The following is a 13,757-nucleotide window of genomic DNA, read 5'->3' on the forward strand; positions in this document are numbered from 1 at the left end:
GCCCGGCATTCTACAGAACTCCTCTCGGCTTGCGGCGCTGCGGCCTTCTCGTTATAAGTCGTGCCCATTCAATGCAGTGGGCGAACCATGAGCCAAGCCGATCTCCTCGACCAAGACCCCGTGTTCCAGCTCAAGGGCAGCATGCTCGCCATCACCGTGCTGGAACTGGCGCACAACGATCTGGAGCGCCTGGACCGGCAGCTGGCCGACAAAGTGGCCCAGGCCCCCAACTTCTTCCAGAACATCCCCCTGGTGCTGGCCCTGGACAAGCTGCCGGATGGCGAAGGCGAGCTTGACCTAAGCAAGCTGATGCAGGTCTGCCGTCAGCACGGTCTGCGTACCCTGGCCATCCGCGCCAGCCGCGAGGACGACATCAAAGCCGCCGAGGCCCTAGACATTCCCGTGCTGCCGCCCTCCGGCGCTCGCGAGAAACTGGTCGAGCCGGTGGAAGCGCGCAAAAAGGAAGTGAAGCCGGCCGAGCCGCAGTACAAGCCGACCAGGATCATCACCACGCCGGTGCGCGGCGGCCAGCAGATCTACGCCCAGGGCGGCGACCTGGTCGTGATGGCGCCGGTCAGTGCCGGCGCGGAACTTCTCGCCGACGGCAATATCCATGTGTACGGTCCGCTGCGCGGACGCGCCCTGGCCGGCGTCAAGGGCGATGCCAAGGCGCGGATCTTCTGCCAGCAGATGGGCGCCGAGATGCTCTCGGTCGCCGGCCAGTACAAGACCGCCGAGGACCTGCGCCGCGACCCTTTGTGGGGACAATCGGTACAGGTCAGCCTGTCGGGTGACGTGTTGAACATCACCCGCCTTTAACGGATACTGCGGCCCAATTTCAGGGACCAAAAGGGGCATTCGGAAGCCAGTTTACCGGCGCCGGATTTCCCGATTTTTCATATATTTGGGGTGAATCACCTTGGCCAAGATCCTCGTAGTGACTTCCGGCAAGGGCGGCGTGGGCAAAACCACCACCAGTGCCGCCATCGGCACCGGCCTCGCCCTGCGCGGCCACAAGACCGTCATCGTCGACTTCGACGTGGGCCTGCGTAACCTGGACCTGATCATGGGTTGCGAGCGCCGCGTGGTGTACGACTTCGTCAACGTCATCAACGGCGAAGCGACACTGACCCAGGCCCTGATCAAGGACAAACGCCTGGAGAACCTGTACGTGCTGGCCGCCAGCCAGACCCGCGACAAGGACGCCCTGACCAAGGAAGGCGTCGGCAAGGTCATCGACGAGCTGTCCCAGAACTTCGAATACGTCATCTGCGACTCCCCGGCCGGCATCGAGACTGGCGCCCACCTGGCCATGTACTTTGCCGACGAAGCCATCGTCGTGACCAATCCGGAAGTCTCCTCGGTACGCGACTCCGACCGCATGCTCGGCCTGCTGGCCAGCAAGTCCCGTCGCGCCGAACAGGGCCTGGAGCCGATCAAGGAGCGCCTGCTGCTGACCCGCTACAACCCCGAGCGCGTTACCAAGGGCGAAATGCTCGGCGTAGAAGACGTCGAGGAAATCCTCGCCATCAACCTGCTGGGCGTGATCCCGGAATCCCAGGCAGTGCTGAAGGCCTCCAACCAGGGCGTACCGGTCATCCTCGATGACCAGAGCGACGCCGGTCAGGCCTACGGCGATGCCGTCGACCGTCTGCTGGGCAAGGATGTGCCCCATCGCTTCCTCGATGTGCAGAAGAAAGGACTCATGCAACGCCTGTTTGGAGCGCGCTAATGAACATTTTCGACTTCTTTCGTGAACGCAAGAAAGAAACCCCTGCGTCGATCGCGAAAGAGCGTCTGTCGATCATCGTCGCCCACGAGCGCGGCCAGCGCAGCCAGCCGGACTACCTGCCGGCCCTGCAGAAGGAACTGGTCGAGGTGATCCGCAAGTACGTCAAGATCGAGCAGGATCAGGTGCACGTGGCGCTGGAAAACCAGGGCAGCTGCTCGATTCTGGAACTCAACATCACCCTGCCGGATCGCTGATCCGTCCGTGGTGAACGACGGCGGCCCTGGCCGCCGTTGTCATTTGTGGAATGCCCATGCCGCTGTCGAACATCGAGATTCTCCACCAGGACGCTGCCCTGCTGGTGATCAACAAGCCCACCCTGCTGCTCTCGGTGCCCGGCCGCGCGGAAGACAACCGCGATTGCCTGGTGACCCGCCTGCAGGAAAATGGCTACCCGGAAGCGCGCATCGTCCACCGTCTGGACTGGGAAACCAGCGGCATCATCGTCCTGGCCCGCGACGCTGACAGCCACCGCGAGCTATCCCGCCAGTTCCACGACCGCGAGACCGAGAAGGCCTACACCGCCCTGTGCTGGGGCCAGCCGGAACTGGACAGCGGCAGCATCGACCTGCCCCTGCGCTACGACCCGCCGACCAAGCCGCGCCATGTGGTCGACCATGAACAGGGCAAGCACGCCCTGACCTTCTGGCGCGTGCTGGAACGCTGCGGCGATTGGGCCCGCGTGGAACTGACGCCGATCACCGGTCGCTCGCACCAGCTGCGCGTGCACATGCTGTCCATCGGCCACCCGCTGCTCGGCGACGGGCTGTACGCCCACGAACAGGCCCTGGCCGCCTGGCCGCGCCTGTGCCTGCACGCCAGCATGCTCAGCCTGACCCACCCAACCAGCGGCGAGCGCCTGCGCTTCGAATGCCCGGCGCCGTTCTGACGCGATAGCTGACCAGCCCGTAGGGTGGATGACGCTCTTTTCATCCACCCCCACGCCGCTCGGTGGATCGATAAAGCGCGATCCACCCTACAGACTGAGCCTTTCCCGTGGCCCGGATGCAATCCGGGAAACAGGCAGCTCCGCCCCCGGATTGCGTCCGGGCTGCAGCTCCTGCCCGCCCAGGCCGCGAGCACACCTGGGGTGAACGCCGCCAGTGCGATAAACTCGGGCCATCGCTGTCCGGAGTCCGTTATGCGCGCTGAGCTGAATCAAGGCCTGATCGAGTTCCTCAAGGCCTCGCCCACCCCCTTCCACGCCACCCGCAGCCTGGCCCAGCGCCTGCACAGTGCCGGCTTCCGCCCGCTGGACGAGCGCGAGCCCTGGCACACCGAGCCGGGCGGGCGTTACTACGTGACGCGCAACGACTCCTCGATCATCGCCTTCCGCCTCGGCAACCGCGCGCCGCTAGAAGGCGGCCTGCGCCTGGTCGGCGCGCACACCGACAGCCCCTGCCTGCGCGTCAAGCCGCAGCCGGAGCTGCAGCGCCAGGGCTTCTTCCAGCTCGGCGTGGAAGTCTACGGCGGTGCTCTGCTCGCCCCCTGGTTCGACCGTGACCTGTCGCTGGCCGGCCGCGTGACCTTCCGCGAAGGAGGCAAGGTACAAAGCCAGCTGATCGACTTCGAGCAACCGATCGCGGTGATCCCCAACCTGGCCATCCACCTCAACCGCGAAGCCAACCAGGGCTGGCCGATCAACGCACAGAACGAGCTGCCGCCGATCCTCGCTCAGTTGGCCGGCGACGAGCGCGGCGACTTCCGCGCACTGCTCGCCGACCGCCTGGCCAGCGAACACGGTATCGCCGCCGACGCGGTGCTGGATTATGAGCTGAGCTTCTACGACACCCAGGGGGCCGCGGTGATCGGCCTCAACCAGGATTTCATCGCCGGCGCGCGCCTGGACAACCTGCTGTCCTGCTATGCCGGCCTGCAGGCGTTGCTGGCGGCCGAGGGCGACGAGAGCTGCGTGCTGGTGTGCACCGACCACGAGGAGATCGGCTCCTGCTCGGCCTGCGGCGCCGACGGCCCGTTCCTCGAACAGGTGCTGCGCCGCGTGCTGCCTGAAGGCGACGCCTTCGTCCGCACCATCCAGAAATCGCTGCTGGTGTCGGCCGACAACGCCCACGGCGTGCATCCCAACTACGCCGACAAGCACGACGCCAACCACGGCCCGAAGCTCAACGCCGGCCCGGTGATCAAGGTCAACAGCAACCAGCGCTACGCGACCAACAGCGAGACCGCCGGCTTCTTCCGCCACCTGTGCCTGGCCGAGGAAGTGCCAGTGCAGAGCTTCGTGGTACGTAGCGACATGGGCTGCGGATCGACCATCGGCCCGATCACCGCCAGTCAGCTGGGCGTGCGTACCGTGGACATCGGCCTGCCGACCTTCGCCATGCACTCGATCCGCGAACTGGCCGGCAGCCACGATCTGGCCCACCTGGTACGGGTGCTGACCGCCTTCTACGGCAGCTCTGAGTTGGCTTGAACTCCCTCTCCCATAGGGAGAGAGGGACAGCCCCCACCACCCTCCAGCCCCTTACTCCGGTACTTCGACACTGACCCGCACCGCATCGTGGCGCCAGTACTCCACGTCGCAGTCGATGATTCGTCCGCGCTGGTCGCGGTTGACCCGGGTGATGCATAGGGCCGGGCTGCCCGGCGTCACCTTGAGGTTGAAGGCGGCGTCCACCGGCAGCGCGGTGGGCAGGATGTCGAAGGCCACCCGGCCATAGCGGATGTCGTAACGACTGGCGTACAGCTCGGTCAACGACGCGGTCAGGTCGGCATCGAGAATGCCGGGGAAGTAGGCCGGGTTGAGATAGTGTTCGACATACAGCACCAGCCGTTCGTCGATGCGCCGCACCCTACGAATCTGCAGCACCGCCGACAGCGCCGGCAGCTCCAGGCGTTCGCAGATATCCACCGGTGCCGGCATCAGCCGCGCACTCAGCACCTCGGTCGACGGCACCCGGCCCTGCTCGCGCACCATCGCGTGGAAGTGGCTACGCACCAGCGGGTTGTAGGCCAGCCGCCGGGGCGAGACGAACCAGCCACGGCGCTCCTCGCGATAGATCAGCCCTTCCGCCTCCAGCTGGCCCAGCGCCTCGCGCAGGGTAATGCGGGTGGTCTCGAACAATTCGCTCAGTTTGCGCTCGGCCGGCAGCTTGCCGCCCTGGGGCAGCAGGCCGTGGTCGATCTGCTCCTGCAGGGCGCGGCAGATGGCGGTAACGGTACGGGGCGCTTCTTCGCGCATGCATTTCTCCCATCTGGCATAGACCAGCACCAAGCCGGTGCAGGCGCCGGTCATGCTAGGCAGCCTAGATGACTGTCCGATGACAGCCAGCCTTTCGTGCCAACGACCTGCACGCCGCATGCCAGTTACTTCCTGGCAACTCTGACAAATCAGCCACTTAGCCATGGTCTACGCTTTCCAGCGCGTGCCTGGGTGCGCGGCATCGCCATAAAAGCGTCATACAAAGCCTCTAGATTTGGCCTGGGTCTTGCTGATCTAGACCAAACTTTCACCCTGACAAGGAGCTCCACATGAAACGCCTGCTGCTGGCTTCACTGCTGGGATCGGCCATCGTTCTGGGCAACCAGGCCATGGCCAACGAGGACTTGAAAGCATTGGAACAAGCCGCCCGCACCGAGGGCGAAGTCAACAGCGTCGGCATGCCCGATAGCTGGGCCAACTGGAAGGACACTTGGGCCGATCTGAACAAGCTGTATGGCCTCAAGCACCTGGACACCGACATGAGCTCCGCTCAGGAGATCGCCAAGTTCGATGCCGAGAAGGACAACGCTACCGCCGACATCGGCGACGTCGGCGCCGCCTTCGGCCCCATCGCCGTGCAGAAGGGCGTGACCCAGCCCTACAAGCCAAGCACCTGGGAACAGATACCGACCTGGGCCAAGGATGCGGACGGTCACTGGATGCTGGCCTACACCGGCTCCATCGCCTTCATCGTCAACAAGCAGCTGGTCAAGGACGTTCCCAAGTCCTGGGCCGACCTGAAGCAGGGCAAATACAAGGTCGCCATCGGTGATGTCAGCGCCGCCGCCCAGGCGGTCAACGGCGTGCTGGCCGCGGCCATCGCCAACGGCGGTGACGAGAAGAACATCCAGCCGGGCCTGGACTTCTTCGCCGAGATCGCCAAGCAGGGTCGCCTGTCGCTGTCCAACCCGACCATCCAGACCCTGGAAAAAGGTGAAGTGGAAGTCGGCGTGGTGTGGGACTTCAACGGCCTGTCCTACCGCGACCAGATCGACGTCAACCGCTTCGAGGTGCTGATCCCGTCCGACGGTTCGGTGATCTCCGGCTATACCACCATCATCAACAAGTACGCCAAGCACCCGAATGCGGCCAAGCTGGCGCGCGAGTACATCCTCTCCGACGCCGGCCAGATCAACCTGGCCAAGGGCAACGCCCGGCCGATCCGCGCCGAGCACCTGACCCTGCCGGCGGAAGTGCAGGCCAAGCTGCTGCCCAACGAGCAATACGCCAAGGTCCAGCCGATCAAGGATGCGGCCGCTTGGGAAGCCACGTCCAAGGCCCTGCCGCAGCAGTGGCAGGAAAACGTGATCATCGAAATGCAGTAAGCCCTCCTTGTGGGAGCGGCCTTGGCCGCGATGCAGGTTTGGTGCCGCTCGCGGCCAAGGCCGCTCCCACTGCATATCTCAAGAGGGACTCTTGATGAAACACAAAGTCATCCTGGTCCTGCTGGACGGCCTCAACTACGAGGTTGCCCGGCATGCCCTGGGCCATCTGCAGGCCTACTGCGCCGCCGGCCGCGCCGCGCTGTACAAGCTCGAATGCGAGCTGCCGGCACTGTCGCGCCCGCTCTATGAATGCATCCTCACCGGCGTCACGCCGATCAACAGCGGCGTGGTGCACAACGACGTGGTGCGCCTGTCGAAGGAGCGCAGCATCTTCCACTACGCCCGTGACGCCGGTCTCTCCACCGCCGCCGCGGCCTACCACTGGATGAGCGAGCTGTATAACCGGGCGCCCTTCGTCGCCGCCCGCGACCGCCATACCAGCAATGAGGCCCTGCCGATCCAGCACGGCCACTTCTATTACGCCGACCATTACCCGGATTCGCACCTGTTCGCCGATGCCGAGAGCCTGCGCCTCAAATACGCGCCGGATTTCCTGCTGGTGCACCCGATGAACATCGACGACGCCGGCCATGGCTATGGCCTGGATTCGCCGCAATACCGCAACGCCGCACGGCGCGCCGACGTGGTCCTCGCCGACTACCTGCAGGACTGGCTCGACGCCGGTTATCAGGTGCTGGTAACCGCCGACCACGGCATGAACAACGACCGCTCGCACAACGGCCTGCTGGCCGAGGAGCGCGAGGTCCCGCTGCTGGTCCTGGGCGAGGCCTTCAGCCTCGACGCCAGCGCCCGTCCGCGGCAGACCGAACTGTGCGGTACCGTCTGCACCCTGCTCGGCGCCGCCCACGACAAACCTCTGTGCAAGGATCTGCTCAAGTGAGAGCCGTACTCCGCGGCAAATGGCCGGCGCTGTTGTGCCTGCTGCCGTTCGCCGTGTTCTTCTTCGCCTTCCAGGTCGCCCCGCTGCTGTGGGTCGCCATCAACAGCCTGGTGGTTGGCGATGCCTGGGGGCTGGGCAATTTCCAGAAGATCTTCGCCTCCAAGTTCTACCTGCAGGCGATCAAGCACAGCTTGCAGATCGCCTTCTGGTCGAGCCTGTTCGGCATCGCCATCGCCATCCTCGGCAGCTACTCGCTGCGCCAGGTGGATTCGAAGCTGCGCGACTTCGTCATGGCCTTCTCCAACATGACCAGCAACTTCGCCGGCGTGCCACTGGCCTTCGCCTTCATCATCCTGCTCGGCTTCAACGGCGCACTGACCCTGCTGCTCAAGCAGGCCGGGCTGATCGAGGACTTCAACCTCTACTCCAAGACCGGCCTGATAGTGCTCTACACCTACTTCCAGATTCCCCTCGGCGTGCTGCTGCTCTACCCGGCCTTCGACGCCCTGCGCCAGGACTGGCGCGAGTCGGCCCAGCTGCTCGGCGCCAGTACCTGGGACTTCTGGCGGCACATCGGCCTGCCGGTGCTGACCCCGGCGCTGCTCGGCACCTTCGTCATCCTGCTGGCCAACGCCCTAGGCGCCTATGCCACCGTGTATTACCTGACCACCGGCAACTTCAACGTGATGCCGATCCGCATCGCCGGCCTGGTGGCCGGCGACATCAGCCTCGACCCCAACCTGGCCAGCGCACTGGCCATGGTGTTGGTCGGCCTGATGGCGCTGATCACCGTGGTCCACCAGTGGCTGCTGCGCAGGAGTTATCACGATGCGCGCTGATACCAAGCCCGCCGCCCTCTACCACCGCGTGGTGGTTTGGCTGCTGTTCCTGATCCTGCTGCTGCCGCTGGCGGCCACCCTGCTCTACTCGCTGTCCACCAGTTGGTCGGCGACCATCCTGCCGGACGGCCTGACCTTCAAGTGGTACCTGGCGCTGTGGAGCGACAGCCGCTTCCTCGCCGCCTTCGGCCAGTCGCTGCTGGTATGCGTCGGTGCACTGTTGCTGGCGGCGCTGCTGATCCTGCCGCTGCTGTTCGTGGTGCACTACCACTTCCCCAGGCTCGACGGACTGATGAACATCTTCATCCTGCTGCCCTTCGCCGTGCCGCCGGTGGTGTCGTCGGTGGGCCTGCTGCAGGTCTACGGCTCCGGACCGCTGGCGATGGTCGGCACGCCGTGGATCCTGATCGGCTGCTACTTCACCGTGGCGCTGCCGTTCATGTACCGCGCCATCACCAACAACCTGCAGGCGATCAATCTGCGCGACCTGATGGACGCGGCCCACCTGCTCGGAGCCAGCACCTGGAAGGCCGCCTTCCTGGTGGTGCTGCCCAACCTGCGCAACGGCCTGATGGTCTCGCTGTTCCTCTCCTTCAGTTTCCTGTTCGGCGAGTTCGTGTTCGCCAACCTGCTGGTGGGCACCCGCTACGAGACCCTTCAGGTGTACCTGAACAACATGCGCAACAGCAGCGGCCACTTCAACAGCGCGCTGGTGATCTCCTACTTCTTCTTCGTACTGGTCTTCACCTGGGCGGCCACCCGCCTGAACAAGGACAAGCCGTAGGCTGCGCGCGAGCGCAGCGAGTCGAAGCCTACAAGGACCCATTCATGAGTTACCTTTCCATCCGCAATCTGCACAAGAGCTACGGCGCCACCCCTATCTTCAGCGACATCCAGTGCGAGATCGGCCAGGGCGAGTTCGTCACCCTGCTCGGCCCCTCCGGCTGCGGCAAGTCCACCCTGCTACGCTGCATCGCCGGCCTCACCGAGGTGGACGGCGGGCAGATTCTGCTCGACGGCCAGGACCTGGTGCCGCTGTCGCCGCAGAAGCGCGGCATCGGCATGGTGTTCCAGAGCTACGCACTGTTCCCCAACATGACCGTGCAGCAGAACGTCGCCTTCGGCCTGCGCATGCAGAAGGTCGGCAAGGACGAGAGCGCCCAGCGCGTCGACGAGGTACTGCGCCTGGTCGAACTCACCGACTACGCCGCGCGCTACCCGCACCTGCTCTCTGGCGGCCAGTGCCAACGCGTAGCCCTGGCCCGCTCGCTGGTCACCCGCCCGCGCCTGCTGCTGCTCGACGAGCCGCTGTCGGCCCTCGACGCACGCATCCGCAAGCACCTGCGCGAGCAGATCCGCGCCATCCAGCAGGAGCTGGGCCTGACCACCATCTTCGTCACCCACGACCAGGAAGAAGCGCTGACCATGAGCGACCGCATCTTCCTGATGAACGCCGGCAAGATCGTCCAGAGCGGCGACGCCGAATCCCTCTACACCTCGCCGGTGGATGCCTTCGCCGCCGGCTTTATCGGCAACTACAACCTGCTCGATGCCGACACCGCCAGCCGCCTGCTGCTGCGCCCGGTGAGCAGCCGCATCGCTATCCGCCCCGAGGCCATCCGCCTGGAGGACAGCGGCGCCATCGCCGCCGAGGTGCTCGGCCACAGCCTGCTAGGCAACGTGATCCGCTACCGGGTGCAGGCCAACGGCGTGGAGCTGCTGGTGGACGTGCTCAACCGCAGCGAGGGTGCCCTGATCGGCAAGGGCCAGTGCATCGGCCTGTCCATCGACGCCAACGCAATCCGGGAGGTGGCCTGATGGCCCTGGCAATCTTCGATCTCGACGAGACCCTGATCCACGGCGACTGCGCCTCGCTCTGGGCCCAGCACATGGCCGATATCCAGTGGGTCGACCGCGACTCCTTCGTGCCGCGCGAGCAGGAACTGATGGCCCTCTACTCCCAGGGCAAGCTGGCGATGGAGGACTACATGACCTTCACCCTGGGGCCGCTGGTGGGGCGCACACCGGAGGAGGTCGAGTTCGTCGTCGGGCCCTTCGTCGAGGACGTGATCGAGCCGATCATCTTCAGCGACGCCATGCGCTGCCTGGCCGCCCATCGCGGCGCCGGCGACCGCCTGCTGGTGATCTCCGCCTCGGCGCATTTCCTCGTCAGCGCCATCGCCGAGCGCCTGGGCATAGAGGAAGTGCTGGCCATCGACTGCGAGCGGCAGCACGGCTGCTACAGCGGCAACACCGTCGGTGTGCTGACCTACCGTGAGGGCAAGGTCACCCGCCTGCAGGCCTGGCTGGAGGCGGAGGGCGAAACCCTGGACGGTGCGCACTTCTACTCGGACTCGCGCAACGACCTGCCGCTGCTGCAGCAGGTACCGCACGCCCATGCGGTCAACCCGGACCCGACCCTGCGCGCCCATGCCGAGCAGGCCGGCTGGGACATCCTCGCCTGGAAATAGGTCTAGGTCAGGCTCTCGTCGAGCAGCAACACCAGCTTGCCGGCCACCTGGTTGCTGGCCAGCGCGGCGAAGGCCGCCTCGGCATCCTTGCGGGCGAAGCTGCGCTCCAGTTGCGGCTTCAGCCGGCCCTCGGCGAACAGCGGCCAGACATGCAGATGCAGGTCGGCCATCAGCTCGGCCTTGAACTGCTCGTCACGGTTGCGCAGTGTCGAGCCGGTCAGCTGGATGCGCTTGCCGAGCAGCAGCGCCATGTCCAGCTGCGCCTTGGTGCCGCCCATCAGGCCGATGTTCACCCAGCGCCCATCGCGCGCCAGCAGCTGCAGGTTGAGCTCGGCGTAGCTGGCGCCCACCGGGTCGAGAATCACGTCGAACGGGCCGAGGTCACGCAAGCTCTCCAGCGCCTCGCCACGAATCGCGCCGCCTTGGGCGCCCAGGCCCTCGCAATAGGCCAGGCGTTCCGCCGAGCCGACACTGACCCAGCACGGATTGCCGAACGCCTTGCACAGCTGGATCGCCGCCGAACCCACGCCGCTGGCGCCGGCATGCAGCAGCACCTTCTCGCCAGGCTTGAGCGCGGCCAGCTGGAACAGGTTGAGCCAGGCAGTGGCATATACCTCAGGCAACGCCGCGGCCTCGGCCAGCGACAGCCCTTCCGGCACCGGCAGCACATGGCGTGCGTCCACCACCACTTCTTCGGCCATGCCACCGCCGGCCAGCAGCGCGCAAACCCGCTCGCCGACCTGCCACTGGCTGCCGGGACCGACTTCGGCGATCACCCCGGAACACTCCAGGCCGAGGATATCGCTGGCCCCCGGCGGCGGTGGGTAATGGCCGGCACGCTGCAGCAGATCGGCGCGATTGAGCCCCGCCGCGGCCACTCGAATGCGGACCTGGCCCACATCGCAGACCGGAGAGGCGCGCTCGGCCCATTCCAACTGCCCCTCGACGCCTTGCAATGCCTTCATGCTGCCTCCATAGTGAGTGAGACCCCGGCATAGACAGCACGCGGCTTTGCGCCTGATGCCGGGCTTTTGCATTTTGCCGCCGGGATAGATGGAACCCGGCGCTCTACCAGACGGCCTAATATGCGTTATCACCTGCCTTCGCGTCGAACCAACATGCAGCGTTTCCTTCCCGCAACAGCCCTGGCCTTGCTTCTCGGTCTGCACGCCCTGCCCGCCGCCGCCAAGGCCGCCGCGGAGAACTGGGCCTACCTGCAACCGGACCGCGAGCAGGTAATCGCCAGCCTCAACGTGGTCGAACTGCTCAAGCGCCATCACTACAACAAGCCGCCGCTCAACGACGAGCGCTCGGCGAAGATCTACGACGGCTACCTGAAGATGCTCGACCCCGCGCGCAGCTACTTCACCGCCGCCGACATCGCCCAGTTCAACCGCTGGCAGGGCAAGTTCGACGACCTGCTCAAGAGCGGCGATCTGGAGCCCGGCTTCATCATCTACCGCACCTACCTGCAGCGCGCCGAGGAACGCCTCGACCATGCCCAGGCCCTGCTCGAAGCCGGCGTCGACAAGTTCGACTTCAGCGTCGACGAGAGCCTGTTGGTGGACCGCGAGAAGGCGCCCTGGGCCAAGGACAAGGCGGAGCTGGACGACCTCTGGCGCAAGCGTGTGAAGGACGAGGTCCTCCGCCTGAAGATCGCCGGCAAGGAGCCCAAGGACATCCAGGAACTGCTGCTCAAGCGCTACAAGAACCAGCGCAAGCGTCTCGAGCAGACCCGTGGCGAAGACGTGTTCCAGGCCTACATCAACGCCTTCGCGCAGACCTACGACCCGCACACCAACTATCTCTCCCCGGATAACGCGGAGAACTTCGACATCAACATGAGCCTGTCGCTGGAAGGCATCGGCGCTGTGCTGCAGACCGACAACGAGTATGTGAAGGTCGTGCGCCTGGTACCGGCCGGCCCGGCCGAGAAGAGCAAGCAGATCGTCCCCGCCGACAAGATCGTCGGCGTCGCCCAGGGCGACAAGGACATGGTCGACGTGATCGGCTGGCGCCTGGACGAAGTGGTCAAGCTGATCCGCGGGCCCAAGGGCTCCAAGGTGCGCCTGGAAGTCATCCCGGCCAGCAACGCACCAAGCGACCAGACCAGCAAGGTGGTCACCATCGTGCGCGAGGCGGTCAAGCTGGAAGAACAGGCCGCGCAGAAGTCCGTGCTCAAGCTGCAGCACGAGGGCCGCGAGTACAAGCTCGGGGTGATCAAGGTTCCGGCCTTCTACCTCGACTTCAAGGCCTACCGTGCCCAGGACCCCAACTACAAGAGCACTACCCGCGACGTGAAGCGTCTGCTGGGCGAGCTGAAGAAGGACAAGGTCGACGGCGTAGTCATCGACCTGCGCGACAACGGCGGCGGCTCCCTGCAGGAAGCCACCGAGCTGACCGGCCTGTTCATCGACCAGGGCCCGACCGTGCTGGTACGCAACAGCGACGGCCGCGTCGACGTGCTGGCCGACGAGGAGCCGGGCGTGTTCTACGACGGCCCGCTGGCCGTGCTGGTGGATCGTCTCTCGGCCTCCGCCTCGGAGATCTTCGCCGGCGCCATGCAGGACTATCACCGCGCGCTGATCCTCGGCGGACAGACCTTCGGCAAGGGCACGGTGCAGACCATCCAGCCGCTCAACCATGGTGAGCTGAAGCTGACCCTGGCCAAGTTCTACCGCGTTTCCGGGCAGAGCACCCAGCACCAGGGCGTGCTGCCGGACATCGCCTACCCGGACATCGTCGACACCCAGGAAATCGGCGAGAGCGCCCTGCCCGAGGCCATGCCATGGGACAGCATCAACCCGGCGCTGAAACCGGACAGCAACCCCTACAAGCCGTTCCTCGCCGAGCTGAAGTCGCGCCACGAATCGCGCACCGCGGGCAACCCGGACTTCGTCTTCACCCGCGAGCGCCTGGCGCTGGCGCAGAAGCTGATGGCCGAGACCAGCGTCAGCCTCAACGAGCAGGCGCGCCGCACTCAGCACGCCGACATCGAGGCCAAGCAACTGGCGCTGGAAAACACCAAGCGCAAGGCCAAGGGCGAGGAACTGCTCAAGGAGATCAAGGACGAGGATGAAGACGCCGCCCCGGCCGAGCCCGAGAAGACCAAACCGGAAGACGACGCCTACCTGACCGAGAGCGGGCGCATCCTGCTCGACTACCTCGGCCTGGAAGCCACTCTGGCCAAGCACTGACCCAGGCGTAATCAA

The 13,757-nt window shown here is 65.5% G+C and carries 14 protein-coding genes; 12 read left to right on the plus strand and 2 right to left on the minus strand.

Annotation, left to right across the window (positions count from 1 at the left end; all coding sequences use genetic code 11):
- Nucleotides 1-87 precede the first annotated feature (87 nt).
- The 5 genes from minC to IB232_RS06140 all read left to right on the plus strand — a co-directional run bounded on the left by minC (nt 88) and on the right by IB232_RS06140 (nt 4,220).
- Nucleotides 88-819, plus strand: a complete 732-nt coding sequence (gene minC / locus IB232_RS06120) for a septum site-determining protein MinC (RefSeq protein WP_192397647.1) — start codon at nt 88-90, stop codon at nt 817-819.
- Nucleotides 820-919: 100 nt separating this feature from the next.
- On the plus strand, nt 920-1,732 hold the full coding sequence (minD, locus tag IB232_RS06125) for a septum site-determining protein MinD (RefSeq protein ID WP_192397648.1): 813 nt from the start codon (nt 920-922) through the stop codon (nt 1,730-1,732).
- The gene (gene minE, locus IB232_RS06130) at nt 1,732-1,986 is read left to right on the plus strand and encodes a cell division topological specificity factor MinE (protein ID WP_137971440.1); all 255 of its coding nucleotides are present in this window, start codon (nt 1,732-1,734) and stop codon (nt 1,984-1,986) included. Before minD ends, minE begins: the two co-directional genes overlap by 1 nt.
- Before the next feature lie 56 nt (nt 1,987-2,042).
- Nucleotides 2,043-2,678 (plus strand): RluA family pseudouridine synthase, encoded by a 636-nt coding sequence (locus IB232_RS06135; RefSeq protein ID WP_192397649.1) that lies wholly within the window; start codon nt 2,043-2,045, stop codon nt 2,676-2,678.
- A gap of 252 nt (nt 2,679-2,930) precedes the next feature.
- Complete coding sequence (locus tag IB232_RS06140; protein WP_192397650.1) at nt 2,931-4,220, plus strand: M18 family aminopeptidase; 1,290 nt, start codon at nt 2,931-2,933, stop codon at nt 4,218-4,220.
- Between the two features lie 51 nt (nt 4,221-4,271).
- Here IB232_RS06140 and IB232_RS06145 read toward each other — a convergent pair whose 3' ends face one another.
- Nucleotides 4,272-4,988, minus strand: coding sequence for a UTRA domain-containing protein (locus IB232_RS06145; RefSeq protein ID WP_192397651.1), 717 nt, complete (start codon nt 4,986-4,988; stop codon nt 4,272-4,274).
- Between the two features lie 290 nt (nt 4,989-5,278).
- Here IB232_RS06145 and IB232_RS06150 point away from each other — a divergent pair, with 290 nt between their 5' ends.
- The 6 genes from IB232_RS06150 (at nt 5,279) to IB232_RS06175 (ending at nt 10,545) form a co-directional block, all read left to right on the plus strand.
- The gene (locus tag IB232_RS06150; protein ID WP_137971436.1) at nt 5,279-6,334 is read left to right on the plus strand and encodes an ABC transporter substrate-binding protein; all 1,056 of its coding nucleotides are present in this window, start codon (nt 5,279-5,281) and stop codon (nt 6,332-6,334) included.
- Nucleotides 6,335-6,428: 94 nt separating this feature from the next.
- Nucleotides 6,429-7,235, plus strand: a complete 807-nt coding sequence (locus IB232_RS06155) for an alkaline phosphatase family protein (RefSeq protein ID WP_192397652.1) — start codon at nt 6,429-6,431, stop codon at nt 7,233-7,235.
- The gene (locus tag IB232_RS06160; protein ID WP_192397653.1) at nt 7,232-8,074 is read left to right on the plus strand and encodes an ABC transporter permease; all 843 of its coding nucleotides are present in this window, start codon (nt 7,232-7,234) and stop codon (nt 8,072-8,074) included. The genes IB232_RS06155 and IB232_RS06160 overlap by 4 nt, the downstream gene beginning before the upstream one ends.
- Nucleotides 8,064-8,858: an ABC transporter permease gene (locus IB232_RS06165; protein WP_192397654.1), complete on the plus strand. Its 795-nt coding sequence runs from the start codon at nt 8,064-8,066 to the stop codon at nt 8,856-8,858. Before IB232_RS06160 ends, IB232_RS06165 begins: the two co-directional genes overlap by 11 nt.
- 44 nt (nt 8,859-8,902) lie before the next feature.
- Nucleotides 8,903-9,892, plus strand: coding sequence for an ABC transporter ATP-binding protein (locus IB232_RS06170; RefSeq protein ID WP_192397655.1), 990 nt, complete (start codon nt 8,903-8,905; stop codon nt 9,890-9,892).
- On the plus strand, nt 9,892-10,545 hold the full coding sequence (locus IB232_RS06175; RefSeq protein ID WP_192397656.1) for an HAD family hydrolase: 654 nt from the start codon (nt 9,892-9,894) through the stop codon (nt 10,543-10,545). The genes IB232_RS06170 and IB232_RS06175 overlap by 1 nt, the downstream gene beginning before the upstream one ends.
- Nucleotides 10,546-10,547: 2 nt before the next feature.
- On the opposite strand, the gene IB232_RS06180 is transcribed toward IB232_RS06175, so the two are convergent.
- Nucleotides 10,548-11,510: an NAD(P)H-quinone oxidoreductase gene (locus IB232_RS06180; protein ID WP_192397657.1), complete on the minus strand. Its 963-nt coding sequence runs from the start codon at nt 11,508-11,510 to the stop codon at nt 10,548-10,550.
- A 153-nt stretch (nt 11,511-11,663) separates the two neighbouring features.
- Here IB232_RS06180 and IB232_RS06185 point away from each other — a divergent pair, with 153 nt between their 5' ends.
- Complete coding sequence (locus tag IB232_RS06185) at nt 11,664-13,742, plus strand: carboxy terminal-processing peptidase (protein ID WP_192397658.1); 2,079 nt, start codon at nt 11,664-11,666, stop codon at nt 13,740-13,742.
- The last annotated feature ends 15 nt before the right edge of the window (nt 13,743-13,757 follow it).

The sequence above is a fragment of the Pseudomonas sp. PDM15 genome (assembly GCF_014851565.1).
Lineage (GTDB): Bacteria > Pseudomonadota > Gammaproteobacteria > Pseudomonadales > Pseudomonadaceae > Aquipseudomonas.

Coding starts and splice junctions, on each gene's coding strand:
- minC (WP_192397647.1), top strand. CDS start 88: ATGAGCCAAGCCGATCTCCTCGACCAAGACCCCGTGTTCCAGCTCAAG.
- minE (WP_137971440.1), top strand. CDS start 1,732: ATGAACATTTTCGACTTCTTTCGTGAACGCAAGAAAGAAACCCCTGCG.
- IB232_RS06135 (WP_192397649.1), top strand. CDS start 2,043: ATGCCGCTGTCGAACATCGAGATTCTCCACCAGGACGCTGCCCTGCTG.
- IB232_RS06140 (WP_192397650.1), top strand. CDS start 2,931: ATGCGCGCTGAGCTGAATCAAGGCCTGATCGAGTTCCTCAAGGCCTCG.
- IB232_RS06145 (WP_192397651.1), bottom strand. CDS start 4,988: ATGCGCGAAGAAGCGCCCCGTACCGTTACCGCCATCTGCCGCGCCCTG.
- IB232_RS06150 (WP_137971436.1), top strand. CDS start 5,279: ATGAAACGCCTGCTGCTGGCTTCACTGCTGGGATCGGCCATCGTTCTG.
- IB232_RS06155 (WP_192397652.1), top strand. CDS start 6,429: ATGAAACACAAAGTCATCCTGGTCCTGCTGGACGGCCTCAACTACGAG.
- IB232_RS06165 (WP_192397654.1), top strand. CDS start 8,064: ATGCGCGCTGATACCAAGCCCGCCGCCCTCTACCACCGCGTGGTGGTT.
- IB232_RS06170 (WP_192397655.1), top strand. CDS start 8,903: ATGAGTTACCTTTCCATCCGCAATCTGCACAAGAGCTACGGCGCCACC.
- IB232_RS06175 (WP_192397656.1), top strand. CDS start 9,892: ATGGCCCTGGCAATCTTCGATCTCGACGAGACCCTGATCCACGGCGAC.
- IB232_RS06180 (WP_192397657.1), bottom strand. CDS start 11,510: ATGAAGGCATTGCAAGGCGTCGAGGGGCAGTTGGAATGGGCCGAGCGC.
- IB232_RS06185 (WP_192397658.1), top strand. CDS start 11,664: ATGCAGCGTTTCCTTCCCGCAACAGCCCTGGCCTTGCTTCTCGGTCTG.